Annotated in this window: 13 protein-coding genes; 8 read left to right on the top strand and 5 right to left on the bottom strand. The window is 46.6% G+C overall.

Annotated features, from left to right (window positions below):
- From ACJJIT_RS10140 to ACJJIT_RS10115, 6 genes are all read left to right on the top strand, one after another.
- Complete coding sequence (locus tag ACJJIT_RS10140) at positions 1 to 1,359, top strand: efflux RND transporter periplasmic adaptor subunit (protein WP_444900873.1); 1,359 nt, start codon at positions 1 to 3, stop codon at positions 1,357 to 1,359.
- Positions 1,356 to 4,484: an efflux RND transporter permease subunit gene (locus ACJJIT_RS10135; protein ID WP_444900872.1), complete on the top strand. Its 3,129-nt coding sequence runs from the start codon at positions 1,356 to 1,358 to the stop codon at positions 4,482 to 4,484. The genes ACJJIT_RS10140 and ACJJIT_RS10135 overlap by 4 nt, the downstream gene beginning before the upstream one ends.
- Before the next feature lie 612 nt (positions 4,485 to 5,096).
- Positions 5,097 to 5,474, top strand: coding sequence for a BlaI/MecI/CopY family transcriptional regulator (locus ACJJIT_RS10130; protein ID WP_444890429.1), 378 nt, complete (start codon positions 5,097 to 5,099; stop codon positions 5,472 to 5,474).
- A gap of 22 nt (positions 5,475 to 5,496) precedes the next feature.
- Positions 5,497 to 6,993, top strand: coding sequence for a M23/M56 family metallopeptidase (locus ACJJIT_RS10125; RefSeq protein WP_444900871.1), 1,497 nt, complete (start codon positions 5,497 to 5,499; stop codon positions 6,991 to 6,993).
- A 3-nt stretch (positions 6,994 to 6,996) separates the two neighbouring features.
- Complete coding sequence (locus ACJJIT_RS10120) at positions 6,997 to 8,367, top strand: M23 family metallopeptidase (RefSeq protein WP_444900870.1); 1,371 nt, start codon at positions 6,997 to 6,999, stop codon at positions 8,365 to 8,367.
- A 363-nt stretch (positions 8,368 to 8,730) separates the two neighbouring features.
- A complete protein-coding gene (locus ACJJIT_RS10115; protein ID WP_444900869.1) occupies positions 8,731 to 9,606 on the top strand; it encodes an alpha/beta hydrolase in 876 nt (291 codons plus the stop codon).
- Between the two features lie 108 nt (positions 9,607 to 9,714).
- On the opposite strand, the gene ACJJIT_RS10110 is transcribed toward ACJJIT_RS10115, so the two are convergent.
- The 3 genes from ACJJIT_RS10110 to ACJJIT_RS10100 all read right to left on the bottom strand — a co-directional run bounded on the left by ACJJIT_RS10110 (position 9,715) and on the right by ACJJIT_RS10100 (position 11,467).
- Entirely contained in the window at positions 9,715 to 9,984 is a 270-nt protein-coding gene (locus ACJJIT_RS10110; protein ID WP_252085764.1) for a hypothetical protein, read from the bottom strand.
- A gap of 174 nt (positions 9,985 to 10,158) precedes the next feature.
- The gene (locus ACJJIT_RS10105) at positions 10,159 to 10,800 is read right to left on the bottom strand and encodes a hypothetical protein (RefSeq protein ID WP_252085765.1); all 642 of its coding nucleotides are present in this window, start codon (positions 10,798 to 10,800) and stop codon (positions 10,159 to 10,161) included.
- A 292-nt stretch (positions 10,801 to 11,092) separates the two neighbouring features.
- Positions 11,093 to 11,467 (bottom strand): hypothetical protein, encoded by a 375-nt coding sequence (locus ACJJIT_RS10100; protein ID WP_252085766.1) that lies wholly within the window; start codon positions 11,465 to 11,467, stop codon positions 11,093 to 11,095.
- Between the two features lie 582 nt (positions 11,468 to 12,049).
- Between ACJJIT_RS10100 and ACJJIT_RS10095 the strand changes: the two genes are divergently transcribed.
- On the top strand, positions 12,050 to 14,011 hold the full coding sequence (locus ACJJIT_RS10095; protein ID WP_252085767.1) for a GMC family oxidoreductase: 1,962 nt from the start codon (positions 12,050 to 12,052) through the stop codon (positions 14,009 to 14,011).
- A gap of 58 nt (positions 14,012 to 14,069) precedes the next feature.
- Here the strand turns inward: ACJJIT_RS10095 and asnS are convergent, their stop codons facing one another.
- Together asnS and ACJJIT_RS10085 are read right to left on the bottom strand one after the other, a co-directional pair.
- Entirely contained in the window at positions 14,070 to 15,476 is a 1,407-nt protein-coding gene (gene asnS, locus ACJJIT_RS10090; protein WP_252085768.1) for an asparagine--tRNA ligase, read from the bottom strand.
- A 274-nt stretch (positions 15,477 to 15,750) separates the two neighbouring features.
- Complete coding sequence (locus tag ACJJIT_RS10085; RefSeq protein WP_252085769.1) at positions 15,751 to 16,047, bottom strand: hypothetical protein; 297 nt, start codon at positions 16,045 to 16,047, stop codon at positions 15,751 to 15,753.
- A gap of 184 nt (positions 16,048 to 16,231) precedes the next feature.
- Between ACJJIT_RS10085 and ACJJIT_RS10080 the strand changes: the two genes are divergently transcribed.
- Positions 16,232 to 17,866 (top strand): alpha/beta hydrolase, encoded by a 1,635-nt coding sequence (locus ACJJIT_RS10080; RefSeq protein ID WP_252085770.1) that lies wholly within the window; start codon positions 16,232 to 16,234, stop codon positions 17,864 to 17,866.
- Positions 17,867 to 17,967 lie beyond the last annotated feature (101 nt).

Genomic DNA, 17,967 nt, shown 5'->3' with positions numbered 1-17,967 from the left:
ATGAAAAAGGTCCAACTACAGAAACTGATGAATCGCCGCCTGGCGCTTCCTATTCTTGTTGCCGTTGGTATTTCTCTTTCAATGGCATTGGTCATGAGTAAGAGCCCGCCCAACCACGATGTGCAGGATGCACTGATCACCCCAGTAAATGTTGTGTTGGTGCAAGAGCTGCCGCTGCGTGCCCAAGCAGTAGCTTACGGTGAAGTGAAACCCAGCACCTTTCTTGAAGCCAATGCTGAGGTGAGTGGTCGGGTAGTCTACACGGCGCCGGAGTTAGAGAGTGGAAATATTATTCCTGCCGGCACCCTGGTATTGAAAATTGATGACACTAGCTACCAATTAGCCTTGGCGCGGGCTGAAAGTGATTTGGCAGCTAACCGTGCTAACTTACAGGAACTCAAGGTGGAGGAGGTTAATAGCCAGCGCTCTTTGGAGATTGCCGAACGTACGTTGAAGCTGGGTGAGAAAGAGTTAGAGCGCAAGAAAACGTTAGTGGCCAAGGGCACGGTTTCTCGCTCAAGTGTGGATGTCGAAGAGCAAAATGTGCTGCGCCTGCGTCAGGAAGTGCAAAACCAAACCAGTCAGCTCTCCTTATTTCCAACACGTCGCAAGGTAATCGAGGCCCAGATTGCGCGCTCTGAGGCTCAAGTGCGGGATAGTAAATACAGTCTGGAGCGTACCCAGGTAACCTTACCCTTCGATGCGCGTATTGGTGAGGTCCATGTAGAGGAAAATCAATATGTGGCAGGCAATGCGCGCTTATTCGATGCCAGTGGTCTGGATCAGGTGGAAATTGCCGCTGAGCTTCCCATGCTTCATGTGGCGCCACTGTTGCGTAATCTCAGGCCAGGCAGTGACCTTGTGCCAGCGCCAGAAGAGCTTCCCAAAATACTATTGGGCTTGGAGGCGCGGATCACTCTGGTTGGTGGGCCTGGAGACAATGAGTGGAAGGGCCAGGTCGTACGTCTGGGAGGGGCCCTCGATAGTACCAGTCGTACGCTTTCAGTAGTGGTTGCCGTAGACGACCCTTATGGCGAAGCCCTCGCCGGAAAAAAGCCGCCGCTGTTTCGAGGCATGTATGCTCGTGTTGAATTAATAGCACCCTCCGCTCCAGCCCTAGCCATTCCCCGCCGGGCCTTGCATGAGGGTAGGGTGTATCTGGTGGAGGATGGCAAGTTACGCCTGCGGCAAGTGCAGGTGGATTACCATCAGGGCGATACTACGGTAATTCGTGCAGGCCTGTTGCCCGGTGAGCAGGTTATTGTCACCGATGTGATACCGGCGATTGATGGTATGGACGTGTCTGTGAGCAGCGGCCAGCAGGCCGTGGTGGTGAATACTGGAGGTACACTGCAGTGATTCGTTTTTTTGCCGCACACCCCACCGCAGCGAACCTGTTAATGGTTGCACTCATGTTGAGCGGACTGTTTGTCCTACCCAGTATGAAGCGCGAAACCATGCCGGAAATCGATAAATTCGAAGTGCAGGTTTCCGTCCCCTATGCCGGTGCCGCCGCTGCTGAGGTCGAAGACAGTATTTGCCTTCCCTTGGAGGAGGCCACTGACGGTATCAGCTTTATTGATGAACGCCTGTGTGAAGCTAAGGATAATCTCGGGCTGATGACCCTGAAAATGCAGGAAGCTGGAGATATGAACCAGTTTGTTGCGGATGTGGAATCTGCGGTAGATAGCATTGATTCGCTGCCAGCAGAGAGCGAGCGCCCGGTAGTCAAGGAAATGGGGCGCACCCAAGGTGTTGTCAGTATTGCTATCAGTGCCGATCTGCCATTGCCACAATTGAATCAATTGGCAGAACACTATCGCCGCGAATTACTGCGTGACCCAGCCATCCCTATAGTGCGTATCTCGGGCTTCTCAGATCATCAGCTGCAGATCGAAATATCCGATTACAACCTGCGCCAGTACGGGCTCAGTGTGATGGAGTTGGCCAATATTATTGATCAGCAAGCCATTGATATGCCTGCCGGCAAGGTATCCACACCTGATCGTGAATATCAGCTGCGTTTTACTGAAGAGCGCCGTAACGTAGAAGAGTTGGAAAATCTTGTAGTCCTTAAAGGCGAAGATGGTGCCGAAGTGCGCCTTGGCGATATCGCGAAAATTTATGATGGCTTTGAGCTGGCGGAGGACAAGATTATTTTCGATGGTCATCGCGCAGCCTTGCTCAATGTAGAAAAAAACAGTGTGGATGATAGCCTGCGTGTACTGGAAGCTGTGCGTGCTTTTGTCGATCGTGAAAGTGCGAAGTTGCCCGAGGGGATCAAGCTAACCCTTACCCAAGACAGCGCCTCCATCGTTGCCGATCGATTGCAAATGATTATCTCCAATGCCTGGCAGGGCCTGATTCTAGTTGCCCTAGCGCTATATCTTTTCTTTAGTGGTCGCTATGTATTCTGGGTAGTGATGGGACTGCCGGTATCCTTTCTAGGCTCCTTTGCCCTGATCACCGCCATGGGCGTATCCATCAATATGATCAGCTTGGTAGGTTTACTAATTGCTATCGGTATTTTGATGGACGATGCCATAGTACTTTCAGAAAGTATTGCCAGCGAACATCGCGATGGTCGCTCCCCGTTAGAGGCTGTAGTGAATGGGACCAAGCGCGTTGCCCGTGGAGTCCTGTCTTCTTTTGCAACCACAGTGATGGTATTTGGTGGGCTGATCTTCATTAAAGGGGATATGGGGCAGGTGCTTAAAGTGCTGCCGATTGTCCTGATTTCAGTATTAATTGTTAGCTTGTTAGAAGCCTTCTTAATTTTGCCTGCACACTTGCGCCATGCGCTTGAACACAAAAGCCGAACACCCGCTTGGAAGAAGGCTTTTGCCAAACGCTTTGAAGGCTGGCGTGAGAGTGTGGGGCGTGCGGCAGATTGGGCCGTTAAATACCGTTACGCCTTTGTTGGTGGGGTGCTCGGTCTATTCTTTCTGACTGTAAGTTTGTTGCCGGCTGGGATTGTGAAGTTTCAGGGTTTTCCAACTTTGGAGGGCGATTTGCTGCAAGCTCGCATCCTAATGCCTCAGGGTACCTCCTTGCAGGATATGGAAAAACTGGTCGATAAACAGTTAGATGCTCTTGATTTAGTAGCCGCTGAATTTTCTGAAAGGGAAAGCGCTCCTCTCGTCAATCACGCAAGTGTAACCTTTGGTGTCAATGGCGATGCCTTTGAAACTGGACCCCATGTGGCAACGATTAATGTCGACTTACTGGCTGCGGAAGGGCGTAATACCAGTTTGGATGAATTGCGCCATGCTTGGCGTGAGGCTGCAGGTGAAACCCCTGGTGCGATCGCGATTCTTTATAAAGAGCCAGCCTTAGGTCCCGCGGGCCGTGCTATTCACTTACGCCTCAGCGGACTGGAGCTGGATCAGCTGAAAGAGGTTTCTATTCGCTTGCAGAATTGGCTGCGAGGATACGGCGGTGTAGTGAATGTGGTGGATGACCTACGTCCAGGCAAGCCGCAATTAAACATAAAAATGCGTGAGGGTGCCTACGCATCTGGCCTGGATGCCAGTAATGTTGCCAACCAGTTACGTGCGGCTTATCAAGGAATGGAGATTGATGAGATTCAGTACCGGGGAGAAACCTATGAGATCCAAGTGCGTATGGATGCGGATTCCCGTGGAGCCCTGAGCCGTTTTGATGAGCTGGTCGTTATCCATCCTGTTACCAAGCAGCGCGTCCCTTTGATTGCCATTGCCGATGTTGAGATGAATCGCGATTACGCACGGATTCAGCGAATAGATGGTGAACGAGTAGTAAGTGTATTTGCCGACGTCTTCACTGAGAAAGCTAATGCGGGCCAGGTGCTTGGGGATACCCAAGAGAAATTCCTCGCTGAACTTAACAAAGAATTTCCTGGTCTTCGTGTCGATATGCAGGGAGAGATTAAGAACAGTGAAGTCACAGGTAAGTCCATCGGCAGCGCCTTGTTGGTCGGTGCTATTGGTATCTACCTGATATTATCTTTACAATTTCGCAGCTATGTAGAGCCCTTAATTGTATTGGTCGCCATTCCACTAGCGTTGATCGGCGTTATCTGGGGCCATCTAATTATGGGGCAGAATATGTCTATGCCAAGTATGATGGGCTTTGTCTCTCTCGCCGGTATTGTGGTGAATGACTCCATCCTATTGGTGGAATTTGTAAAGCGGCGTGTACGCGAGGGTATGGATGTTCATAGTGCTGCAAGCCAAGCCAGTCGCGACCGCTTTCGCGCAATCTTCTTGACTTCCCTTACAACCATCGCTGGTCTTTTACCCCTACTGTTTGAAACAAGCTTACAAGCCCAGGTGTTGGTACCTCTGGTAACCAGCATTGTATTTGGAATCAGTAGCTCAACGGTGTTGATCCTTTTGGTGCTGCCGGCGCTTTATGGAATTTTGGAGGACTTTGGGTTTACGGAAAACCTGGAGGAGGGAAACACGGCAGATTCGCATCAGAAAGAAACACTTGTTGTAGCCTAGTTAATCCTAGACTTGAAGAAAGTCGTATGATCTTTCATGCGGCTTTCTTAATCGACTTTGCGCTTGGTGGGTCTAGACGTTCAACTAGTTTTATTATTTTTACCGCTTGAACCCATATTGAAGTGTAGTGAGCAGTCTCGGTATGAGTCATGCTGACCTATTCAGCTTGATAAGAAGATGCATTGGATTGTCAGTGAAGCTATCGTTGGAGTGGCTGGAAAGCAGAATATGAATATAAGTACCTATACACTCTCTGCAGGTTCTGCAGCGGTTTTCTGATTGAATTTGAATCCGGACTCCCTGGCAAAGTGGTTAACTAAGGTTTATCCAAAAATTCCTGTGCGTTTTTGCTAATGTTTGATTTATAGCTAGGCCTCCCAGACTATCCACTCTTTCTAGCCTAATTCCACTTAATTACTAGGTGACGGCTTACGAATCTTCGTACTTGGTTGTTATCAATTTTTGTTTAGTTCCCACCATTAATTGCTGCGCAAAAAATCATTGGGAGATGAAGACCGGTAGAGCCATCTACTATTTGACGGCGTGCGACTCTTGTCGCATACTTGTCCTCGGTGTAGCGCAAATGCGATTAACGTCACGAGAAGAAAATAAATGAGAGAAGCCAAACCCTCCCCCTCAGAGCTTACTTTGCTAAAGGCACTCTGGAAGCAGAGTCCACTAAGTGCAAGAGAATTGCATGAAGAGGTGAAATCAGAACTCTGCTGGTCCTATTCATCCACCAGGAAAACGTTGGATAGAATGCGGGATAAGTCTTTTGTGATTCAGTCTGAAGTACACGGCATTCAAGTCTATAAGGCAGCCCTTGAAAAGGTCGAAACACTTGCACAATATGCCACAGACTTCGCCTCACGGGTTCTTGAGCTGGATGGTCCGCTTCCTATAGCTATGTTTGCTAACAGTAAATTAATGAATGACCAAGACCTGGAAGAGCTACAGGAAATGTTGAATGCCTGGCCTGAAGCAGACTGAATCGGGGAGGCTGTGAGATTATATGCAGGAATTACTATCCTCGTTGTCATTCTTTACGCCCAATCTTTTTGTTACATCCATATTTTCCGTAATTTGGGCATGCTTCATTTATATCACTGTAAGAGCAATAACCTCTCTGGCCAGTTTTAAGTCTAGGCGTGTTACTAGCTGGCGTAGCTTTTGGGTGTGTGTTTTATGTGTGATTAGTCTGCCATTTTTTCTTGCGCAATTATTGGGTTTCTTTTCAACGGGCTTGGTGCCTGAATTTAGATATGATCTTACGCCTCCAGAGGCGGCTTTTAGTTATACAGTAATTGAAAATGCTCAGCTGGAGAATAAAACACTAACTTTGAATTATATCGACATTCTAACGGGCTCCTGGATGATTTTGTATCTTGGCGGGGTATTACTAAGCCTGATAATGATGTTTAGAAGGCATAGTAGATTGGTTAAAATGCTGGATATTGCTAATGAGGTGGACCTCAAGCGACAAGTTGTCAGTAATCTGCTAACCAGTAAGCAGTCTGATTACCTGTCTAAAAAGAATGTAAAACTAATTGTTACAAAGGCCCAGTGCTCACCCTTCGTTTTTGGTTTGCTTAACTTGAGGCTCGTTTTGCCTGGTTATCTAATATCGATGGATGCCAAGGAAAGGCAATTAATTATGGAGCACGAATTAACCCATATAAGAAGGCGAGACCCCTTGCTTATCATGGTTGCCCATGTTTTGGTGAGTTTTTTATGGTTCATTCCATTTGTTAGGTGGGCTAAAGAGCAATTGTTATGGGCTATTGAGCTATCCTGCGACCGAGAAGTATTAAAATCCTCCGAAATAGGAAGTGGAAGAGTATATGCCCAGGCAATGCTGCGAACATTACAGCAGTGCTCTGGGCAAACCAGCTGTAAGGGTGTTGCTGCCTTTTCAGTATTTGAAGAGGCTAATCAGTTAACTTTTTTTAAAAAGAGAGTGGTGAATATCAGGGAGGCGGCTTGTGAAAGTTCTGAGCTTAATAGATTGGTTTCAGGGATCTTTAGGGGAGCACTTGTATTTTTTACCATATTTCTAATATTTTTTGGAGTTTTTGTAAATTCTAGCTTTTCAATCGCTAGCTCTAAAACAGAAACATGGACAGCCCCGGTTGAAGGTGCACGTATAAGCAGTCAATTTGGAGGTTTAGAGGAGTTCAGAAGGAAACCTCACCTTGGTACGGATTTCGCAGCTCCGCTGGGTTCGCCAATAGTTTCTGTTGCTAGTGGAATTGTTGTTGTTTCAACTGATCACTACAAACATAGAAATTACGGAAAGATAATTATTGTTGATCATGGAGATAATACACAGACACTTTACTCGCATTTAGATTCTCGGGAGGTGAGGGTTGGTGAAAATGTGAAAGCTGGACAAAAGATTGGAACAGTTGGTGTTACAGGGAAAGTAACAGGTCCTCATCTTCATTTTGAGTTGATTGAGCAAGGTGAAAGAGTTGATCCGGAACATTTGCTTGCATTGTGGTTTGGTTGAGATATGAAAAAGTATCTAGTTGGAAATGCTGATTCTGAAAGAATACCGTTTTCTTTTGGCAGTATTACTCTTAAATTGATTTATATTCTAATGATGGTGCTGCTATACCCAAAGGTACTGCAGGCAAAGTCTTTTGATCAGAAAGAGAGTATCTTTAAGCTTAATGAAGATGTTCTGTCTATATTTTATTCGGCAAAAACGGATAAGTTCTATTTGAGGGTGGAAAATACTCAAATTGATGAGTCTGAAATGGGAGGTGTATCCCTTGTTACCAATAAATATGACCGAATAAAGTCCGTATCGCTTGCTAAAAATCAGGGTTTGTTATCCTTGCTTATTGAAAACTCCGTTGGTAATAAAGATGCATATAGAGTCATACAGCTTTTATCTGAGCACTTTGATGTCAATGCAATGCCAGTGGGGAAGGTTTTTCAATTAACTTTTGATGAGCAATCACGGTTTCAAAGTATTGGGGTGAAATTGGCATTTGCTGAGAGTCTAGAGATTAAGAAATCTAGTCAAAAATTCATCGTTTTCAAGAAGAAAAACCCAACTACTTTGCAAAAACATTATGTTGAAGGTGAGATTGCAGGTAGCTTATATAAGTCTGGTCTACAGCTTGGTCTGAATAATGCGATACTGACTAAGCTGAATGAAATTTTAAGTTACGAGATAGATTTTCAGCGTGAGATTCGTTCAGGTGATCGCTTTTCCATCTTTTATAGTACTTTGCGGGATGATATAGAGGGTGATGAAGTTTTCAATGCAATACATGTTGCTAAGATTTCTCTAGAAAGTGATTCCGTTTCCCTTTATCGCTATCAAGATCGTGAGTCAGGCGTTGTTGATTACTTGGACCCTAGTGGAAAAAGCTCAAGAAGCTTCCTTATGAAGACTCCATTAAAGAATGCACGTCTATCATCATATTACGGCAGACGTAAACATCCAGTATTGGGGTATACAAGAATGCATAATGGCCTTGACTTTGGTGCTCCATCAGGTACACCAATACTTGCCGCTGGAGATGGCACTATAGAAAGGGCCTCTTACTTTGGTAGCTTTGGAAATTATATTCGCATTGCACACAAATCGGGCATTCAAACTATTTATGCGCACCTTAAAGGTTATGCCAAGGGTATCAAGGCTGGTATGAAAGTGAAGCAAGGGCAGGTGATAGGTTATCTCGGGGCTACAGGTAGGGTTAAGGGGCGGCATTTACATTATGAAATTCATAAAAATGGTAAAGCAATAGATCCACTTAGATTAGATCTTCCTACTTCTGATCGTTTAACAGGAAAGAGTTTGGAACGTTTTTATGAATTTGTTGAGGCGGTAGATGAAACCTTAAGGGTCTACAAGGCACTTAAAAGCTGAAAGATTATTTATTTATTTGTTTGTTTGAGCTAGGGGCCCAGTATAAATGATAGAGCATTTTTTCTATCTTACGTGGGTGGCAGAGCTTGAGCTTAGCTGTACTGCATGTTTGGTTTCGATAGTGATCGTTTATTAATAATGAGGGTAGGAAAGCAGAGGCCTGAGATTTACCTTTGAGTGAGATAATTGTCTCGGTTGGATATAAAAATCTAAACTCCTTACTTGTTGCCAAGTAATTTTTTATTTTCGCTTCTATGCCGCGTGTCTCTCATATACCTGTGGTAATTGATGCTTTTATGATCTGATTGCTATTTGGGTAGGAAAAGGTTTTTAGAGTAGAAAGTAAACTCTGAGGAGTAGGGTGTGTATAAGTTAAAATATATTGTAGTCGTGTTATTCCTATGTTCCGTTCCTGCGCTGGCTGAAGAACTTGTTGTTCCCAAGCCTGGAGCTTTTGAGCTAGATAATTCTGAGGTTTTTACAATTCATTCAAAAATATTAGGGCGAAAATATGATTTATACATTAAAACGCCTGCTGGCTATTATGATGATTCTCAGAGTGATCAAACTTATCCCACTCTTTATCTAAATGATGGCCCTTATACTTTCAAAGTTGCTGCAGGTGTGACACATCTGAAAAGTATGAATAAGGCGATTGTAATCGGTATCTCTTTTGCGCAAGGGGAGCTGGGACAGTTTAGTCGAGTGCGGGATCTTACCCCGGTGGTTGATAAAAGTTGGAGGCGCTACAAGACCGGCGGTGCTCCAGAATATCTTAGGTTTATTGAGGGAGAGGTTATCCCGTTTGTAGAGAAAAATTATCGTACAAATCCTATAAAAAGAATCTTGGCTGGTCAGTCTTTAGGCGGGTCATTTGGAGCCTGGGTATTGTTGAATAAGCCGGATCTGTTTTCCAGTTATATTCTCACTAGCCCATCGCTTTGGTATAAAAATGAAATGATTTTTGATGTTGAGGAGGCGTATTCAAAAAGGAATAAATCATTAAGTGCAAATATTTACCTTGCAACTGGTGCTCTGGAGACTCAAGAAAACGGGAGGATGAATCATGACATGGTGGGCAGTCACAAGGCCTTTGTTGGGCGTTTGCGTTCACGAAATTATCAGGGTATGTCTCTCAATGATGAGGTGGTAAGCGGGGCTGATCACTATTCAACCTTTCCAATTGGCTTGGCAAAAGGTTTAAGGTGGCTTTATCAGGATCAGTGGAAGATGCACTAATGCATCACGACATTGAATTCAGGTAAGCTCTTTGATCATCTGCTCAAAGTAAATAGGTGAAACCTAAGTAGTGGAGGGCACCTTGGTGTGTATATGAAGCTAGTCTTTTTATAGCATTTCGGTATACCAAATCTTAGGTGTACCTATGACTTCAGCCTCTTTTCGGGAGTCATGTAACTCGTTACTGTTCACGAATGCTTCAGCTTTCACCTTGGAGGTGAATTCATGAATCACGGTCACATTATTGGGGCTGCCTATTTCTTGATACACTGATGTATTTGTACTGCCCATTCGCTTTAAAATTGGCATGAAGTCTATAAGGACTCTCTGCCATTTATCAAAATCTTTCACTGAGGCCTGCATAAAGAGGTAAACCATTAGATATTCCTCAAGCAGTGGTTATTAGGGGGCGTCTGGACTAACTATAGCATCGAACACTTCTCTTCGATGTGGTCAGTTAGAGGCCCGGCAAAAGAGAACAGAACTTGCCTAACTCTTCGCCGGGTTATAGGTGCAGGTGCCTTGATAAAGAATTTATCTTATAGCCAGATATTAGTTCATCACACCAAGCTTACAGCCCTTGTTTTTAATCTTAACCCATTTACTCATAAAGTTAACTGGTGATGTGTAGGCTTCATAGATTACCGCTTGTCCCCAGGGAGTTACTGCACCTTGCATAGGTTTTGAATAGGAGAAGGCCCCCATTACCCAGGCACTCTTGGTAACGCAGTCTCCACTTGTGGGAAAGCTGGAGGTAAGAGTTGGGTTGTGGTTATAAACAAGATTGGTGGCGTTCAAGAGCTGTTGGGCTCTATTTACAACAGTTGCTACTTCGGTATTTGTAGCAGGGTGTACATAGATAGTGATGTCATTTGCTGAGCTTGGGTAGAACATAACATCATTTACAGTCCCATGGGTTTCACCAGTGGCAGAGTTTTGTGCCCAGGTTTGCCAGCTGCTGTCGCAGACTTCGTCCCAGCTCTGTAATCCGTTGGCGTCCACAACAAATGGTGATACATGTCCACCGCCTATGGTCTTCTTAAAATTACTAAATGACGTTAGGGTTTTACCTGCTTGTATCATAACACCTATACAACGCATATTGGCTTGAGGTACTCCCAGAGCGGTGCTCAGATCGGCGAGCATGTCATTGCAACTGGTAGCAGTAGTGCGACTCCGGACTTGATTGGGCATAGCGTATTCTCCTTCAATATAGGGGGTTGTTTCTATTGGGTTCTTTTTAAGGTGGTTTTTTAAGGCAAAACGAATTGATGTTGATTTAAATCCGTAGTTATTTTCAAAAGGAATGTTTAAGTGGCCACTTCTTTAGTATTACTTACAGTTAAGGTAAATTAAAAGAGAGTGGATTAAATAAAATCTTCAGGGAAAAGCCTTTTTTAATTTTTGCCTACAGTATTATTTAGTAAGTCTGTAGGCAGTAAAGACCTTCGATTGTTATTGGTTTGCTTGCTTGTGTTTAATAGCACTAAATGGCTTTATCGGCTCTTTTGAAAAGAGTTATTGCTTTCAGAGACATTTCTTTTAGCAGTTCGATAAAACGTGTTGCTGTCATATTTCTTTCAGGGGAAATGTAATATTGCCCAGGGCCTTGCTCAGTAATTCTTAGGCCGTTTGGAGGGGTTGTTCCGGCAGGGAAGCGACAGACCCATCCGATGAGCGTTGATTGATTAATGCTCTCTTGGTCGAAGATTCTTATTCCTTTTCCGTTTGCAATAACGATGCTGATATTATTTAGAAAGGTAGTATCCAGATTAGATATCAGCATATTGACATCCTCCTCTCTGGAATAACCAAATTTTGGTAAGGAATTGGAGTCAATATAGATTTCTCTGAGGGACATCTCTTTCTCCCTTTTAAAACCAATTTGGCCATTGGTCAATAGCTGTTGATAGTTGCTAATTCAGAAGCTTTTTATCTTCTCTGCTTTTTTGAAAGCAGAAGTGTTTTTTTTAATTTTTTTGCTTCATGACTTGAATCATAACTGTGGCTTGGTGTTTGGCGCAACAAGTACGATTGTTTAACTGTTATATTTTATAAAATTCGATAATTGGCGAGTGTAAAGTTCACACTAGTTCACATTTTGTCGCCTTTTGTAACTCCGGGGGAGTTCAACTCGCAAGTTAATCAAAAATTCCAGTTTATGAGGGTAATGGCTTTGATAGAGGCGTTGTTGGAGAAGGTTCTCTTGGGGTTGAGGTTGGAGTTCTGGGTGGCGAAAAGGCTTAGTTTGTTATAACTCATTGTGCTGACATTTTGCGATGCTCGTTTTAAAACGAGATTTTACTGGTTGCTTAAAAATACGTTCTAGATAGGCTTGAAAAGCTTTAGAGTTAAATAATTAGTATTGGTTTTTTAGATTGTATCTGTTTCATCCCTTAGCGTGCGTCGTGCAGCCTTTAAAACATTAGAGCGAATAACTAATATGGATAAGAAGAAAACGCCGGAGAAAAAAAATCATCTAGCAGGCATTGACCGAAGAACTTTTACCAAGCGCGCCCTTCAAATGGGCTTGGCAGCAGGTGCTGTTGCTTCTGGGTTTGGCTCTGCATTTTCGGGTAGTTCAAATCAGTTTTATGATGTTTATGATTACGTAATTGTTGGTTCTGGTGCGGGAGGGGGTCCATTAGCGGCAAACCTGGCAAAGGCGGGCTTTTCGGTATTGGTGCTTGAGGCGGGGGCCAATGACCCTAGTGATGACACACATAATATTCCCGCTTGGCACCCTTTTGCGTCAGAAGACCGCAAGCTGAGCTGGGATTTCTTTATTAAGCATTACGCGGATTTTAATCAACAACAGCTGGATGATAAGTATATTCCAGGTAAAGGTGTTTTATATCCGCGGGCTAGTACTATAGGGGGCTGTACGACACACCATGCGCTGATTACTGTCTATCCCCACAACAATGACTTTGACCGTATTGCTCAAGCGACAGGAGATAGTTCTTGGGGCAGCAGCAATATGCGGCGATATTTTGAGCGGCTTGAGCGATGCCAATATGTTTCCCGTCCAATTTTTTCGAATCCCTCTCGCCATGGTTTTGATGGATGGCTTCCTACTAACAGAGGTAATCCGGCTTTGCTGTTGGAAGACCCGGCAATATTAAAAATCGTCAAGGCAGCATTGGCGAAATACGGACTGGAGGGAGCCCTTGAACAGATTATTTCTGGAAACCTACGCTTAGATATCAATCACTGGGATGTGGCCTCGGGAGAGGAGGGGCCTTTTATTGCCCCGATGGCTGCAGATAGCAGGAGTCGTCGCAAGAGCGTACGGGAGCACCTTTTGGATACCCAGAGTCGCTATCCAAACCTGTTACATATTCGCACCAATGCGCTGGCAACAAGGGTGATGTTTGAAGGTAAAACGGCTATTGGGGTGGAGTTTATGGAGGGGGCGAACCTCTATAAGGCTGACCCTTATCACGATGATGCCGGCTCCATTGGTACTATGCGGCAGGTGAGGGCGAGTAGGGAGGTGATTCTTTCGGGAGGGGCATTCAATAGTCCTCAGCTGCTGAAATTATCCGGAGTGGGTCCTAGCCAAGAGCTTTTTCAGCACGGAATTGATCAGATAGTTGACTTGCCGGGTGTAGGTGAAAACTTGCAGGATCGCTACGAAGTCGGCATTGTTAGTGAGATGACCGAGGATTTGGCCCTTCTCAAGGATTGTACCTGGGGCGAGCAGGGTGATCCCTGTCTGAATCGATATCGCTACGGTTGGCTGAATAAAGGCCCCTACAGTGGCAATGGTCCAGTACTGTCTTTGGTGAAGCGCTCCCACCCCGACCTACCAGATCCTGATTTGTTTATTTTTGGAGCGCCCTCTGATTTCCACGGTTATTACCCCGGTTATTCTCAGGCGCTAAGGGACTACAAAGATCGCTTCTCCTGGATCGTACTTAAAGGTCATACTAATAATACGGCTGGGCGGGTAACTTTGCGCTCTGCCAATCCGCAGGACACCCCAGAGATTAATTTTCACTATTTTGATGAGGGTAGTGGTGATTATGAAAAAGACTTACAGGCGGTAGTCGAGGGTGTAAAAATATCCCGGGATATTATGTCGGCCCCTATCGTTGGCCAGCAGGTAGCCAGGGAGTTATTGCCCGGTGGAGATGTGCAGACCGATGAGCAAATCGGTCAGTTTGTTAAAAATCAGGCATGGGGTCACCACGCTTCCTGTTCCAATAAAATGGGGCCAGCCAGTGATCCAATGGCAGTAGTGGATAGTAAATTTCGGGTACATGGCACCAATAATTTACGAGTGGTGGATGCTTCGGTATTTCCACGTATTCCGGGCTTCTTTATCGTGGTGCCGGTGTATATGATTAGTGAAAAAGCTAGCGATGATATTATTGCGGCGGCAACGGGCCAGATTGCCTGATAGGGCCTGCTAAACCCAGGTTGAAAAAGAAAAAGCCCCGCAGAGCGGGGCTTTTTAATTAGAACGAGATGTTCTTTGGTGTGCGCGGGAAGGGGATAACATCGCGGATGTTACCCATGCCAGTTACGTAAGACACGATGCGATCGAAGCCCAGACCAAAGCCTGCGTGAGGCACTGTGCCGTAGCGGCGCAGGTCGCGATACCAGTCGAGGTGATCTTTGGGGATGTTCATTTCATCCATGCGTTCGTCGAGCTTCTCAAGGCGTTCTTCACGCTGGGCACCGCCGATAATTTCACCGATACCCGGTGCCAGTACATCCATGGCGGCTACAGTTTTACCGTCATCGTTCATACGCATATAGAAGGCTTTGATATCCTTCGGATAGTTCAGAACAATCACTGGCTTCTTGAAGTGTTTCTCAGCCAGGTAGCGTTCGTGCTCAGAGGCCAAGTCTATGCCCCAAGAGACGGGGAATTCGAACTTCTCTTTACAGTTTTCCAGGATTTCGATGGCATCGGAGTAGTTGATGCGAGCGAAATCATTCTCGATGATGTTCTCCAGGCGGCTGATGGCCTCTTTATCGATGCGCTGGGCGAAGAAGGCCATATCGTCGGCACGTTCTTCCAGTACGGCTTTGAAGATGTACTTCAGCATTTGCTCAGATAGATCAGCGATATCGGCCAGATCGGCAAAAGCCACTTCCGGCTCTACCATCCAGAACTCGGCTAGGTGGCGAGTGGTGTTGGAGTTCTCCGCACGGAAGGTGGGGCCAAAGGTGTAAACCTTGGATAGGGCCAGACAGTAGCTCTCAACATTCAGCTGGCCAGATACGGTAAGGAAGCTCTCCTCGCCAAAAAAGTCCTTACTGTAATCGATAGCGCCCTGCTCGTTGCGTGGCAGGTTTTCCATATCCAGAGTGCTAACCCGGAACATTTCTCCGGCGCCCTCACAGTCAGAGGCGGTGAGAATGGGCGTGTGTACGTAGTTAAAGCCGTTCTCGTGGTAGAAGCGATGAATCGCCTGAGCGATACAGTTGCGAACTCGAGCCACCGCGCCGCTGACATTAGTACGGACGCGTAGATGCGCGTGTTCGCGTAGGTGCTCCATGGTGTGGCGTTTGGGGGACATTGGGTAGGTGTCCGGGTCTTCTACCCAGCCGACCACTTGAACTTCAGAAGCTAACAACTCGATCGATTGGCCCTTGCCTTCTGAAGGCTTGACGGTTCCAACAATATCCACTGCACAGCCGGTGGTCAGGCGCTGCACTTCAGACTGGTAATTGTGCAGATGATTCTCGGCAATGACCTGAATAGGGTCAAAGCAACTGCCGTCGTGTACTGCCAGGAAAGAAAGACCGGCTTTGGAGTCGCGACGGGTTCTGATCCAGCCCTGTACGCGAACTTCTTCGCCCTCACGGCCGGTGGATTTTAATAGGCTATCTACGGATTCGACTTTTACTGTCATTTTCTATCGGTTTCTCGCTAGTCCTGAAGGTGGTGTTCTGCCGGCTTGCCTAAAAGCTGACCACGCCACCAAGGTGAAGTTACGGCGGGCATATTGACCTGTTGCTGAGGGGAAATCCAGTCCCTTGGCAATTTGAAAGCTTGCCGGGATAGGGGCCTATTTGGGTGGCGCCATTGAAAAGCATCAGGATTGCGTGGGTAAAGAAAGCGCTTGGCGGCTTGCGGAAAGAGGGAGTGGGGCTTGGATTCGATACCTGCCCCAAAATCGCACGGGCCTAGCCGCGCGGCTTCTTCACCGTGTGCAGTACTGTGTCTCGCTCAAAGAAGACATAGAAGTCGTTGTATTCCCAGCGGGTGATAGCGGGCTCGCCGACGGGGCCCATAATACTGAGGGGCTCACCAAGGCGCGTGCTGATATCGTTTTTCTTCATGCCGCGAGCTTCACCAAAGGACAGCTCTGCGCCCTGGGAGCCTACAGGAATCTCCAGGGTTTTTGCCTGGGCGCCAAATGCCAAAAGAAGTGCCACGGTACCAGCGATCTGGGCCACTCCGTTGCGATTTCTGCTGAACATTTATTGTTCTCCGATTTAGGTGTTCGAATACGCCGGGCCATTAAAACAGAAAAAATGCCAAAACACTTGGACTTCTTCACGTTTTTATACCGAAGAAGGCGCCTTGCAGGGGAAAAAGGTCCGGGGAAGGAGGGTATGTGTGTGCTAGGCTGACCATTGGGCTTAGTCCTGTGGGCGGGCATGGATGCGACTCTCAAAAACCTTCTCAGTTCTGGGGCTATTGCTTGGCGCTATTCTCTTTGCTCTCTCTCTTACGCCCTCTCTGATTCCACGCACTGCCCTCATGCAAGGTGTTCTCGCCGGAACCTCCTTCACTTTTGGCTATGTGATCGGCTTGTTTATGCACTGGCTGTGGAATTACTTTGAGCTTCCCGACATTCCTCTCAGTCCTGGGGTGCGCAGAGTGCTTAAACGCTTAGCGCTGGTTGCCTGCATATGCCTGATCATTATTTTTCTTTGGCAGGGGGCGCACTGGCAGAACTCGGTGCGGGCCTTGATGGGTATGCAGCCGGTTACCGGGATCGGGCCCTTTACCGTGGGGTCCGTGGCCCTGCTGGTCTTTCTCACATTCTGGGTGATGGGTAAAGGGTTTCGCCGAGTCATTCATGCTGTTACCAAGTATCTATCCGTGCATATTCCTGAAAGGGTGGCTTTGCTCATTGGGTTGCTGGTGGCAGTGGCACTTTACTGGGGCATTCTAAATGGGGTGCTCCTGAAGGTAGGGGTGCATATTGTCTCGGTCATTTGGGAAAAACATGATCAGGCAATTGCAGAAGGGCTGAAGGCACCTGAGGACCCCAACAAGGTTGGCGGTGCGGACTCTCTATTAACTTGGAAAAGTGTCGGGCATCAGGGGCGTCGCTTTTTAACCCTTGGCCCCTCTGTGGAGGATATCCGTGAGGTTGCCGGGTTAGGCAAAGAGCCGATAAGGGTCTTTGTGGGTTTGCGGGCTGCAGAAACTCCATTGCAAAGAGCCTTCCTGGCACTTGCTGAACTAAAGCGCCTCAATGCATTCGATAGAGAGATATTGCTAATTGCGACACCCACTGGCGAAGGCTGGTTAGATCCTGGGGCTATAAACTCCCTGGAATTTCTTTATCGAGGGGATGTGGCTACCGTTGCTACCCAATACTCCTTTTTGCCAAGCCCGATTGCATTATTAACAGATAATCAATATGGGCTGGATTCCGCCAGGGCTTTGTTTAAGGTGATCTACGAATACTGGGAGGAGCTGCCAGTTGAAACTCGCCCAAGACTGTACCTCTTTGGCTTGAGTCTCGGTGCTCAGTTATCGGAAGCCTCCTTTGATTTTTATGACATTATTGATGATCCTATCGATGGCGTGCTCTGGGCAGGGCCGCCATTTGGCACAGGCATCTGGCGCATCATCACGGATAGTCGCGACCCCGGAACCCCAGCCTGGTTACCGCAGTTTAAGGGGGGAGAGGTTGTTCGTTTTGGTAATCAATATGGCGGTTATTTAGGGCAGGAACCCTGGGGAAGCTTTCGAATCGCCTTTTTGCAGCACGCCAGTGATCCAATAGTCTTTTTTGATCTGCGTTGGATGTTTCAAATGCCGGATTGGTTGGAGCGCCCACGAGGGCCGGATGTCTCTCCAGACCTCTACTGGTTTCCTATAGTGACCATGCTGCAACTACTGGCAGACCTAAACTTGGGGATTGCGCCACTGGGGTTCGGGCACCGCTATGCACCTGAAGGGTATGTCCTCGCTTGGATGGCGTTAACCGAGCCGCCCGACTGGAGTGACGAGGAGTTAAAGCGCCTACGGGAAAAGCTCAGAACTTATCCAGTGCGTTGAGTGCGGTCTGCCGTAAGAAGGTACTCTTTCAAGATCAAAAACATTTCTGGCTGTTTATTGGGTTACATGGGGCTGTTCAGTGAGAAGTTGGCGCAAGCCAT

It is taken from the genome of Microbulbifer mixtoriginis (SeqCode) (assembly GCF_052467515.1).
The sequence above is the reverse complement of the archived record's forward strand: the minus strand, read 5'-3'. Positions and strand labels throughout refer to the sequence as shown.